This window comes from Actinomadura sp. GC306, from assembly GCF_004348665.1.
Classification (GTDB): domain Bacteria; phylum Actinomycetota; class Actinomycetes; order Streptosporangiales; family Streptosporangiaceae; genus Spirillospora.
On the sequence record NZ_SMKM01000230.1, the window covers coordinates 1 to 10,880 of the forward strand.

At 71.8% G+C, this 10,880-nt stretch carries 12 protein-coding genes and 1 riboswitch; of the genes, 8 read left to right on the top strand and 4 right to left on the bottom strand.

The window, feature by feature from the left end; translation table 11 throughout:
- A partial coding sequence (locus E1200_RS25520) for a hypothetical protein (RefSeq protein WP_207933539.1) occupies positions 1-904 on the bottom strand: 904 nt, incomplete at its 3' end.
- An 88-nt stretch (positions 905-992) separates the two neighbouring features.
- Here E1200_RS25520 and E1200_RS25525 point away from each other — a divergent pair.
- Complete coding sequence (locus E1200_RS25525; protein ID WP_243708829.1) at positions 993-2,090, top strand: PLP-dependent cysteine synthase family protein; 1,098 nt, start codon at positions 993-995, stop codon at positions 2,088-2,090.
- On the opposite strand, the gene E1200_RS25530 is transcribed toward E1200_RS25525, so the two are convergent.
- Positions 2,080-3,378 (bottom strand): site-2 protease family protein, encoded by a 1,299-nt coding sequence (locus E1200_RS25530; RefSeq protein WP_131954616.1) that lies wholly within the window; start codon positions 3,376-3,378, stop codon positions 2,080-2,082. The two genes, E1200_RS25525 and E1200_RS25530, sit on opposite strands and share 11 nt — an antisense overlap.
- Before the next feature lie 165 nt (positions 3,379-3,543).
- Positions 3,544-3,641: riboswitch (glycine riboswitch) on the top strand.
- Positions 3,642-3,817: 176 nt separating this feature from the next.
- Between E1200_RS25530 and gcvT the strand changes: the two genes are divergently transcribed.
- The 4 genes from gcvT to E1200_RS25550 are packed head-to-tail and all read left to right on the top strand — an operon-like array spanning position 3,818 to position 8,005.
- Positions 3,818-4,912 carry a glycine cleavage system aminomethyltransferase GcvT gene (gene gcvT / locus E1200_RS25535; RefSeq protein WP_131954617.1) on the top strand — a complete coding sequence of 365 codons (1,095 nt, stop codon included), beginning with the start codon at positions 3,818-3,820 and terminating at the stop codon, positions 4,910-4,912.
- A 15-nt stretch (positions 4,913-4,927) separates the two neighbouring features.
- Entirely contained in the window at positions 4,928-5,317 is a 390-nt protein-coding gene (gene gcvH / locus E1200_RS25540; protein WP_131954618.1) for a glycine cleavage system protein GcvH, read from the top strand.
- 2 nt (positions 5,318-5,319) lie between these two features.
- Positions 5,320-6,576, top strand: coding sequence for a serine hydroxymethyltransferase (glyA, locus tag E1200_RS25545; RefSeq protein WP_279485064.1), 1,257 nt, complete (start codon positions 5,320-5,322; stop codon positions 6,574-6,576).
- A gap of 55 nt (positions 6,577-6,631) precedes the next feature.
- Complete coding sequence (locus E1200_RS25550; RefSeq protein WP_131954619.1) at positions 6,632-8,005, top strand: L-serine ammonia-lyase; 1,374 nt, start codon at positions 6,632-6,634, stop codon at positions 8,003-8,005.
- Between the two features lie 13 nt (positions 8,006-8,018).
- On the opposite strand, the gene E1200_RS25555 is transcribed toward E1200_RS25550, so the two are convergent.
- Positions 8,019-8,480: a nuclear transport factor 2 family protein gene (locus tag E1200_RS25555; RefSeq protein WP_131954620.1), complete on the bottom strand. Its 462-nt coding sequence runs from the start codon at positions 8,478-8,480 to the stop codon at positions 8,019-8,021.
- A gap of 321 nt (positions 8,481-8,801) precedes the next feature.
- On the opposite strand from E1200_RS25555, the gene E1200_RS25560 reads away from it, so the two are divergent.
- From E1200_RS25560 to E1200_RS25565, 3 genes are read left to right on the top strand one after another with little or no spacing between them, the layout of a single operon-like run.
- Positions 8,802-9,995 (top strand): Cmx/CmrA family chloramphenicol efflux MFS transporter, encoded by a 1,194-nt coding sequence (locus E1200_RS25560; RefSeq protein WP_131954621.1) that lies wholly within the window; start codon positions 8,802-8,804, stop codon positions 9,993-9,995.
- A 7-nt stretch (positions 9,996-10,002) separates the two neighbouring features.
- Positions 10,003-10,137 (top strand): hypothetical protein, encoded by a 135-nt coding sequence (locus E1200_RS35285; RefSeq protein ID WP_279485066.1) that lies wholly within the window; start codon positions 10,003-10,005, stop codon positions 10,135-10,137.
- Complete coding sequence (locus E1200_RS25565; protein ID WP_207933540.1) at positions 10,095-10,406, top strand: LysE family transporter; 312 nt, start codon at positions 10,095-10,097, stop codon at positions 10,404-10,406. The genes E1200_RS35285 and E1200_RS25565 overlap by 43 nt, the downstream gene beginning before the upstream one ends.
- A gap of 10 nt (positions 10,407-10,416) precedes the next feature.
- Here E1200_RS25565 and E1200_RS25570 read toward each other — a convergent pair whose 3' ends face one another.
- Positions 10,417-10,878, bottom strand: coding sequence for a helix-turn-helix domain-containing protein (locus E1200_RS25570; RefSeq protein WP_347813242.1), 462 nt, complete (start codon positions 10,876-10,878; stop codon positions 10,417-10,419).
- Positions 10,879-10,880 lie beyond the last annotated feature (2 nt).

The following is a 10,880-nucleotide window of genomic DNA, read 5'->3' on the forward strand; positions in this document are numbered from 1 at the left end:
GTGTATAGGAGACAGGGTCCGGGCCCCGCGGGGTCGTGGGGGTCGCCTCCCGGGCGGCGCGGGCGGCGCGGGCGGCGGCCTTGCGGCGGGCGCGGGCGACGCGGCGGCGGCGTGCCCGCTCGGCGGCCTCGGCGCGGCGCTGCATCAGCTCGGGCGGGATGAGGTCGTGCCGCCCCGCGATGAACTCCTGCACCCAGATCTTGGCCCGGATCAGCGGGCGCCGGACCTTCTTCTCCCGCCGGACGGCCCGCTGGTACCGGCGCGACTCCTCGGTGTAGCGCCAGCGCGACCAGGGCGAGGCGGGGCGCGCGACGCGGACCGCGCCGACGAGCAGCAGGGCGGGCAGGAACAGCCCGATGAGCCCGGTCCAGATCTTGCCCTTCAGCAGCGTGATCACGGCGAGGACGAGGTTGCCGACCAGGAACGCGGCGTACAGCGGCGACAGGGAACCGGACCCGGAGTCGAACCAGAGGCTCTCGTAGCCGAGCGGATGGATGCCGAGGAGCAGCAGGCCCGTCACGGCGATGGCGACGAACACGGCGTCGACGGACGCGCGGCCCTTCTCCGTCCAGTAGACGTCGCTGAGGTGCAGGATCAGCGCGAACTCGTCCAGGACGAGGGCGGCCCCCACCCCGAACACGACGGCGGCCGTCAGGTCGAACCCGACGAGCACGTCCGGAATCGCGACGCTGCCGACCCCGCCCACCAGCATCAGCACCACGCCGAACACGACATGGTGGATGTGGACGTCGCCGGCCGTGACGTTCCGGAACCACCGCACGTTCGAGCGGATCAGCCGGACGTTCACCCGCGTCACCACGAACGTGATGATGAACGCCGCGAAGAAGCCGAACAGCGGCAGCCGCCCGGCGTCCACGATCCGCTCCTCGAACATTTCGATCATGTGCCCCCCGCACGCTCCATCATGCCCTGCGACATGCGCGGATATCGTGGGACGCGGCCGATCAGCGCCGATCCGAGGAGAAACCGCCGTGACCCGCACCGTGGACCGCTGTGATCCCGGATACCGCGCCTGGGTCGCCGAGGCCGTCCGCCTGGTCGACGCCGACGCCAACCGCAGCGCCGACACGCACCTGCACGTGTTCCCGCTGCCGCCGGAGTGGGGCATCGACCTGTACCTGAAGGACGAATCCGTCCACCCCACCGGTTCCCTCAAACACCGGCTCGCCCGCTCGCTGTTCCTCTACGGGCTCGCGAACGGCTGGATCCGCGCGGACACCACGATCATCGAGGCGTCCAGCGGGTCGACGGCGGTGTCGGAGGCGTACTTCGCGCGGCTGCTCGGGCTGCCGTTCATCGCGGTGATGCCGGCGTCCACCAGCCCGGAGAAGATCCAGCTCATCGAGTTCCACGGCGGCCGGTGCCACCTGGTGGCCGACCCGTCCGACATCTACGACGAGTCGCGGCGGCTCGCGGCCGAGTGCGGCGGCCACTTCATGGACCAGTTCACCTACGCCGAGCGCGCCACCGACTGGCGCGGCAACAACAACATCGCCGAGTCGATCTTCGAGCAGTTGCGGCTGGAGCGGTTCCCCGAGCCGTCGTGGGTGGTGGTGGGCGCGGGCACCGGCGGGACGTCCGCGACGATCGGCCGGTACGCGCGGTACCGGCGGTTCCAGACGCGGCTCGCGGTCGTCGACCCGGAGGGGTCGGCGTTCTACGGGGCGTTCGCCGACGGCGATCCGGAGCGGACCGCTGCGGGTTCGCGGATCGAGGGCATCGGCCGGCCGCGCGTCGAGCCGTCCTTCGTCGCGTCGGTCATCGACCGGATGATCCGGGTGCCGGACGCGGCGTCCATCGCGGCGATGCGCTGGACGAGCGCGGTCAGCGGCCGGGACGTCGGCGGCTCCACCGGCACCAACATGTGGGGCGCGGCCGAGCTGATCGCGGAGATGCGGGCGCGCGGGGAGCGCGGCAGCGTCGTCACGCTGATCTGCGACGGCGCCGAACGCTACACCGGCACCTACGGCTCGGACGCGTGGCTGGCCGGGCAGGGCCTGGACATAGCGCCCTACCGCGCCGCGCTCGACGGGTTCCTGAAGACCGGGGAGCTGCCCGCTATCCCGTGAAGCGGACGGGATTGACCAGGTCGGCGTAGATGAGCAGCCCGCCCATCACGATCAGGACGACCGCCATCACATACGTCACCGGCAGCGCCTTCGCGACGTCCACGTACCCGGGGTCGGGCCTTCGGAAGATCTTCGCGAAGCCCTTCTTGATCGCCTCCAGGAGGGCGCCGGCGATGTGCCCGCCGTCCAGCGGGAGCAGCGGGACGAGGTTGAACATGCCGACCGCGAGGTTCAGCGACCCGAGCAGCATCACGAAGTAGGCGATCTTCTCGGACCCGTCGAGGACCTCGGACGCGGCCACGTCCCCGCCGATCCGGCTGACGCCGACGACGCCGATCGGGCCGTTCGGGTCGCGTTCCTCGCCGCCGAACGCGGCGTGCCAGATGCCGACCATCTTCTCCGGCATCCGCACCAGCGCGCCCGCGGTCCGGACGGTGAGGTCGCCCATCGTGCTCGCCACCGCGCCCGGCCCCTGCCGCTCGTTCGCGCTGGTCGGCGTGATGCCGAGGAACCCGACCTCGACGATCTCGTCCGGGTCCTCCAGGTGGTACATCTGGTTGCGGGCGATGGGGACGTCCAGCCGCATGTCCCGCCCGTCGCGCTCGACGGTCATCGGCACCGTGCTGCCGCCCGCGTCGCGGATCTCCTCCTGCAGCTCCCGGTAGTCGTCGATCGGCTTGCCGTTGAACATGACGATCTTGTCGCCGGGGCGCAGGCCCACCTGCATCGCCGGGGTCAGCGCCGCGTCCGCCGGGCACTCGGTGACCTCCGACTGGCTCGCCGGGACCATGCACTCGGCGACCTCGCGGATCACCGGCTGCGGCTGGTTCGTGCCGATGCCCATCAGCAGGATCGCGAAGAACATCACCGCGAGGAGCAGGTTCATCGCGGGCCCGGCGAACATGATCAGCAGCTTCTGCCACCACTTCTTGGCGTAGAAGACGCGGTTCTCGTCGCCCGGCCGGACCTCCTCCAGCGCCGCACCGCGCGCCGACTCGATCAGGCCCTGGAACGGGCCGGTGCTGACCTGCCGGATCTGGCCCGGGGCGTCGCCCTTGCGCGGCGGCAGCATGCCGATCATCCGGATGTAGCCGCCGAGCGGGATCCACTTGACGCCGTACTCGGTCTCGCCGCGGCGCCAGGACCACATCGTCGGCCCGAAGCCCACCATGAACTGGGTGGTCCGCACCTTGAACAGCTTGGCGAACGAGAAGTGCCCCAGCTCGTGCAGCGCGATGGACACCAGGAGGCCGAAGAAGAGAATCAACGCCCCAACCAGGTAGGCCATGCGTCTCGCCCCTCCGGTCGTGCACCCCGCTCACCCGGGGGGTGGATCCAGCAACTCACCAAGAGTACGGCACCGGCGACGCCCCGGTTTAACCGTCGCGCGACCGGCTCCGGCGGGTGCGGGTTTCAAAACCGCGGGAAATGTAATAATCACCACTACCGCCGATGATCCCGTGCGGGAGAGGCCCCCGCAGCCGGCGCGGGGCCGCCGAAGGAGCAAACCCCTCCCCGGAAACTCTCAGGCCCACGGACCGCACGGACCAGGCGACCTCTGGAAAGCGGGGACCCCCGGTCCCCCGCCGAAGGTGAAAGCCCGCCGCGCCCCGCCGCGCGGGCGGGTGAAGCTCTCAGGCGCCGATGACAGAGGGGGAGGCACCGAGACGACCGGTGCGCGGATGGGACGATGGTCCGTGTGCGCCCGTGACGAAGGAGCCGAACCCATGCCCGCCGATCCGACCGCCAAGAAGACGCCGCTGCACGACGTCCACCAGGAACTGGGGGCGAACCTCGTCGACTTCGCCGGCTACCTGATGCCGCTGCGCTACGCGAGCGAGACGGCCGAGCACAAGGCCGTCCGCACCGGCGCCGGGCTGTTCGACCTGTCCCACATGGGGGAGATCTTCGTCTCCGGGCCGGGGGCGGGCGCCGCGCTCGACTACGCGCTGGTCGGCAACCTCGCGTCGATGCCGGTCGGCAAGGCCCGCTACACGCTGCTCTGCGCGCAGGACGGCGGCGTCCTGGACGACGTGATCGTCTACCGGCTCGCGGACGCGACCTGGATGGTCGTGGCCAACGCCGCCAACACCGACGTCGCCCGGGAGACGCTGGTCGAGCGGTGCGCGGGCTTCGAGGCGGCCGTGGACGACCGCACCGCGTCGTACGGGCTGCTCGCCCTGCAGGGCCCGCGCTCGGCGGAGATCCTCGGCGGCTTCACCGACGCCCCGCTGGCCGACCTGAAGTACTACGCGGTCATCGCCGGACGCGTCGCGGGCCTGGACGCGCTCATCGCCCGCACCGGATACACCGGCGAGGACGGCTTCGAGGTGTTCGTCGACGCGGGCGACGCCGTCCCGCTGTGGAAGGCGCTCGCCGGGGCGGACGGCGTCGTCCCCGCCGGGCTGGCGGCGCGCGACTCGCTGCGCCTCGAAGCGGGCATGCCGCTGTACGGCAACGAGCTGTCCACCGAGACCACGCCGTTCGAGGCGAACCTCGGCCGGGTCGTGAAGCTGGACAAGCCGGGCGACTTCGTCGGGAAGACCGCCCTGGCGGCGCAGGCCCAGACGCCGCAGGGCCGTAGGCTCGTGGGACTCGTCGCCCGCGGGCGTCGCGCGCCGCGAAAGGGGTACCAGGTCGTCACGTCCGGCGGCTCGCCGTGCGGGATCGTGACGAGCGGGGCTCCGTCGCCCACACTGGGCACGCCGATCGCCATGGCGTACCTCGACAGCGGCGTCGCGGAGACGGACCTGGCCGTGGACGTCCGCGGCCGGCACGAGCCGGTCGACGTGGTTGCCTTGCCGTTTTACAAGCGTTCCTGAAAGAGAGATGTGATCGTGAGCGTTCCCGAGCAGCTCCGCTACAGCGAAGAGCACGAGTGGGTGTCCGGCCTCGGCGGCGAGGACGGCATCGTCACCATCGGCATCACCGCGCACGCCGCCGACGCGCTCGGCGAGATCGTCTACCTCGAACTGCAGCCGTCGGAGGGCGACACCGTCGAGGCGGGCGAGCCCTGCGGGGAGATCGAGTCCACCAAATCGGTCAGCGACGTCTACTCCCCGGTCAGCGGCGAGGTCACCGCGATCAACACGGCGGTCGTGGACGAGCCCAAGGTCATCAACGACGACCCGTACGGCGAGGGCTGGATCTTCAAGGTCCGCATCTCGGCGGAGCCGGGCGACCTGCTCGACTCCGCGGCCTACGACAAGCTGATCGAGGAGAGCTGAGCGTGAGCCTGAACGATCCGCTCGCCAAGGCCGACCCGGAGGTGGCCGCGGCCGTCGCCGCCGAGCTCCGCCGGCAGCAGTCCACCCTGGAGATGATCGCCTCGGAGAACTTCGCCCCGGTGTCGGTGCTGGAGGCGCAGGGCTCGGTCCTCACCAACAAGTACGCCGAGGGCTACCCGGGACGGCGCTACTACGGCGGCTGCGAGCACGTCGACGTCACCGAGCAGCTCGCCATCGACCGCGCGAAGTCGCTGTTCGGCGCCGAGCACGCGAACGTCCAGCCGCACAGCGGCGCGCAGGCCAACACGGCCGTCTACTTCGCGCTGCTGCAGCCCGGCGACACGATCCTCGGCCTCGACCTCGCGCACGGCGGGCACCTCACGCACGGGATGCGGCTGAACTACTCCGGCAAGATGCTGAACGTGGTCGCCTACCACGTCCGCGCGGAGGACGGCCTGGTCGACATGGACGAGGTCGCCGCGCTCGCCGCCGAGCACCGGCCCAAGATGATCGTGGCGGGCTGGTCGGCCTACCCGCGGCAGCTCGACTTCCCGGCGTTCCGCGAGATCGCCGACTCGGCCGGGGCGGTGCTCATGGTCGACATGGCGCACTTCGCCGGGCTGGTCGCCGCGGGGCTGCACCCGTCGCCCGTCCCGCACGCCGACATCGTCACGACCACCACGCACAAGACGCTCGGCGGACCGCGCGGCGGGCTCATCCTCGCCCGCGAGGAGTACGGCAAGAAGATCAACTCCGCGGTGTTCCCGGGCATGCAGGGCGGCCCGCTGGAGCACGTGATCGCCGCCAAGGCCGTCGCCCTCAAGATGGCCGCGTCGGAGGAGTTCCGCGCCCGCCAGGAGCGCACGGTCGAGGGCGCGAAGATCCTCGCCGACCGGCTCCTCGCCGAGGACTCGGCCAAGGCGGGGGTGAAGGTCCTGACCGGCGGGACGGACGTCCACCTCGTCCTGGTCGACCTCGTGGACTCCGACCTCACCGGCCGCGACGCCGAGGACCGCCTGCACGACATCGGCATCACCGTCAACCGCAACGCCGTGCCGAACGACCCGCGCCCGCCGATGGTCACCTCCGGCCTGCGGATCGGCACGCCGGCGCTCGCCACCCGCGGGTTCACCGCCGCCGACTTCGCCGAGGTCGCCGACGTCATCGCGCTGGCGCTGCAGCCGTCCTTCGACCGCGACGCCCTGGCGGCGCGCGTGCGGGCGCTGGCCGACAGGCATCCCCTCTATCCGGACCTGTGACGTCATCGCGCCCCCTTCCCCCCGGAAGGGGGCGCACCGCTACAAAGGGGTAGCAATGGCCATCAGTGTTTTCGACCTTTTCAAGATCGGGATCGGCCCGTCCTCCTCCCACACCGGCGGCCCGATGGCCGCCGCGCACCGCTTCGCCCGGGGCCTGCACCGGGACGGGCTCCTGGCGGACACCGCGTCCGTGCACGTCACCCTCTACGGCTCCCTCGGCCTCACCGGGAAGGGCCACGGCAGCGACAAGGCCGTCATCCTCGGCCTCGAAGGCGACAAGCCCGAGCTCGTCGACGTGGACCGGGTGGACGACCGCCTCACCGAGATCCGCGAGAGCGGCACCCTGCGCCTCTTCGGCGACCACGAGATCCCCTTCGTGGTCGGCGAGCACCTGGTGTTCGAGCGGAAGGAGTCGCTCCCCGGCCACCCCAACGGCATGCGCTTCACCGCGCTGGACGCCGCCGGCGGCGAGCTGCGGACGCGGGTGTACTACTCGGTGGGCGGCGGCTTCGTCGTGGACGAGAGCGCCACGGGCGCCGACCGCATCAAGTCCGACGACACCGTCCTGCCGCACCCCTTCGACACGGGCGCCGAGCTCCTCGAACGCTGCCGCGCGACGGGGCTGTCCGTCTCCGCGCTGATGCTGGAGAACGAGCAGGCGTTCGGCCGGTCGGCCGCGGAGATCCACGAGGCCCTCCTCGGCCTCTGGGACGTCATGCGGGCGTGCGTCTCCCGGGGCTGCGGCAGCGAGGGCCTCCTGCCCGGCGGGCTGAAGGTGCGGCGCCGCGCGCCCCAGTTGCACCGCCAGCTGTCCGCCGAGAGCGCCACCGACCCGCTCCACGCGATGGACTGGGTCACCCTCTTCGCCTTGGCCGTCAACGAGGAGAACGCCGCGGGCGGCCGGATCGTCACGGCCCCCACCAACGGCGCCGCGGGCATCATCCCCGCCGTCCTGCACTACTACGACCGCTTCGTCCCCGGCTGCGACGACGACGGCATCGTCCGGTTCCTGCTGACGGCCGGGGCGATCGGCGTGCTGTTCAAGCAGAACGCCTCGATCTCCGGGGCCGAGGTCGGCTGCCAGGGCGAGGTGGGCTCCGCCTGCTCCATGGCCGCCGCCGGACTCGCCGAGGTGCTGGGCGGCACGCCCGAGCAGGTCGAGAACGCCGCCGAGATCGGCATCGAGCACAACCTCGGCCTCACCTGCGACCCGGTCGGCGGCCTCGTCCAGGTCCCCTGCATCGAGCGCAACGCCGTCGGCGCGATCAAGGCCATCAGCGCGGCCCGCATCTCGCTGCGCGGCGACGGCCGCCACTTCGTCTCCCTCGACAAGGCCGTCAAGACCATGCGCGACACCGGCCGCGACATGCTCGACAAGTACAAGGAGACCTCCCGCGGCGGCCTCGCCGTCAACGTCATCGAGTGCTGACCGCGCCCGCCGACTACTGGAGCGGGATGTCGATCCCGTGCTCGTCCGCGGGGCGCGGGCCGTGGATGCGCCGGTCGGCCTCGTCGATCGCCACGTCGTTGATGCTGGCCTCGCGGCGCCGCATCAGGCCGTGCTCGTCGAACTCCCACAGCTCGTTGCCGTAGCTGCGCCACCACTGCCCGCCGTGGTCGTGCCACTCGTACTGGAACCGGACGGCCATCCGGTTCTCCCGGAACCCCCACAGGCTCTTGCGCAGCGCGTAGTCGAGTTCGCGCTCCCACTTCCGCGTCAGGAAGGCGATGATCTCGTCCCGCCCGGTGATGAACAGGTCCCGGTTCCGCCATGCGGAGTCGGGCGTGTAGGCGAGCGCCACCCGCTGCGGGTCGCGGGTGTTCCAGGCGTCCTCGGCCGACTGGACCTTCTCCCGGGCGGTCTCCAGGGAGAAGGGCGGTACGGGCGGACGGGCTTCGGTCATGATGACCTCCCAAGCTGGAGAACGGGCCCTCTCAAGCGCATCTACCGCCTCTTCCCTGCGCAGGTGTCCCTAGTCCCCGCCTCCGCGGCCCCGACCGCCGCCGGAAAACGGGGTGCTTCGGTGGCCGGGGGCGAGTAGCGTGCGGGGCATGTCGAGCCCCGAGGCGTCCAAGGTGGGGGCTGCCGGTCACACCGTCAGCTCCCTGAACCACTGAGCCCTCCCGTCCCGCCGCGTCCGCGGCCGGACCGGTGCGCCGCCGGGCGCTGACCGTGGTGACGAGACGTCCTCTCGCGTACTCCTCCTCACCTCGGGATCGACTCAATGCCTGTTTCGCTGTACCTGCTCGCCCTGGCGGTCTTCGCCATGGGGACCTCGGAGTTCATGCTCGCCGGGCTCCTCCCGGACATCGCCGCCGACCTCGGCGTCACCGTCGGATCGGCGGGCACCCTCACCTCGGCCTTCGCGATCGGGATGGCCGCCGGCGCCCCGCTCATGGCCGCCCTCGCCCGCAACCGGCCGGGACGGGCCGCGCTCCTCGGCTTCCTCCTGCTGTTCTCGGCGGCCCACGCCGTGGGCGCCCTCACCACGAGCCTCCCGGTGCTGCTCACGACCCGGGTCGTCGCGGCGCTCGCGAACGCGGGGTTCCTCGCCGTGGCCCTGACGACCGCCGCGGCGCTCGTGTCCGCCGACCGAAAGGGCCGCGCGCTGGCCGTCCTGCTGTCGGGCACGACGATCGCGACGATCGCCGGGGTCCCCGGCGGATCGGTGCTGGGCACGCTGCTCGGCTGGCGGGCCACGTTCTGGGCCGTCGCCGCGCTCTGCCTGCCCGCGGCCTTCGGCATCCTCCGGGGCATTCCGGGCCGCCGCACCGGGCCCGATATCGCCGCCGCCCCGCTGCGCGCGGAACTCGCCCTGCTCGCGAGGCCGCGGCTGCTCCTCGTGATGCTGCTCGGCGCGCTGGTCAACGCGGCGACCTTCGCGAGCTTCACCTTCCTCGCCCCGGTCGTGACCGGCCCCGGCGGGCTGGACGAGTGGTGGATCTCCGCCGCCCTGGTGCTGTTCGGCGCCGGCTCCTTCGCCGGGGTGACGATCGCGGGACGGCTGTCCGACCGGCGGCCCGGCCTGGTCGTCGCGGCCGGGGGGCCGCTGCTGCTCGCGGGCTGGCCGGCCCTGGCGCTGCTCGCCGGCGAGCCGGTCGCGCTGCTGCTCCTCGTGTTCGTCCAGGGCACCCTGTCGTTCGCGCTGGGCGGCACGCTGATCACGCGCGTCCTCTACGAGGCGGCGGGAGCCCCGACCATGGCCGGCTCCTACTCGATCGCGGCGCTCAACGTCGGCGCCGCCGCCGGCCCGCTCATCGCCGCGACCACCCTCGGCACCGCGGCGGGCGAACTCGGCCCCCTCTGGACGAGCGGGCTCCTCGTCGCCGCCGCCCTGCTCCTGGCCCTCCCCTTCCGCCACGTACTCGCGGCGGGGCACCGGAAATCACCCGAACAATCCAGAATCCCCGTGTCATGATCAGGAGGTGCCGGTCGATACGGATCTCCTCACCCTCTTCCTGCTCACCTCGATCGTGGCCATGGTGGTCCCGGGGCCCGACATGCTGTTCGTCCTCGGGTGCGGGATGCGGGGCGGCGCGCGTACCTCAACGGGCTGCTGACGAACCTGCTGAACCCGAAGATGGTCACGTTCACCGTCGCCTTCCTCCCCCAGTTCATCGACCCGGCCCGTGGCCACGTGTGGCTGCAGTTCGCCGTGCTCGGCGTCATCCTGATCGCCCTCGAATTCCTCGTGGACGGGACGGTCGGCGTCCTCGCGGGCCGGATCGGCGACTGGCTGCGGCACCGCCGCGCCGCGCGGCGGCGCCTCAACGTGGCCGTGGGAAGTCTGTTCATCGGCCTCGGCGTCCGCCTCGCCGCCGAACGCTGACCGGCCGGGCTCAGGGCGTCAGCACGCCGCGTCCGGTGGGCGAGTGGGCGCCGTGGCGTGCCTCGTCGCCGCAGTGCCGGCAGACCACCATGGGGCTGACCGGGTTGCCGCAGGAGTGCTGCCACCGGACGGGCGGGTCGTCCGGGTTCAGGTGGCGGTCCCCCCACTTCATCAGCACGAGCAGGACATCGGACAGCTCCACGCCGGCGGGGGTCAGGTGGTACTCGTAGCGGGCCGGCCGGTCGCTGTAGCGCTCGCGGCGGACGATGCCGTTCGCCTCCAGCTTGCGCAGCCGAGACGTGAGGATGTCCCGGGACGCCCCCGTGTTCCGGGCGATCCCGTCAAAACGCCGAACCCCGTAGAGCAACTCGCGGATCACGAGCAGGCTCCAGCGCTCGCCGACCAGCTCCAGCGTGTCGGCGACCGAGCACTCACGTGGCTGGGCGTCCTTCGGCATACCTCGCAGCCTAATGC

Bases quoted from the DNA above. Each gene is read 5' to 3' on its own strand.
- gcvT (WP_131954617.1), top strand. From the start codon at position 3,818: ATGCCCGCCGATCCGACCGCCAAGAAGACGCCGCTGCACGACGTCCAC.
- E1200_RS25560 (WP_131954621.1), top strand. From the start codon at position 8,802: ATGCCTGTTTCGCTGTACCTGCTCGCCCTGGCGGTCTTCGCCATGGGG.
- E1200_RS25555 (WP_131954620.1), bottom strand. From the start codon at position 8,480: ATGACCGAAGCCCGTCCGCCCGTACCGCCCTTCTCCCTGGAGACCGCC.
- E1200_RS25530 (WP_131954616.1), bottom strand. From the start codon at position 3,378: ATGGCCTACCTGGTTGGGGCGTTGATTCTCTTCTTCGGCCTCCTGGTG.
- E1200_RS25550 (WP_131954619.1), top strand. From the start codon at position 6,632: ATGGCCATCAGTGTTTTCGACCTTTTCAAGATCGGGATCGGCCCGTCC.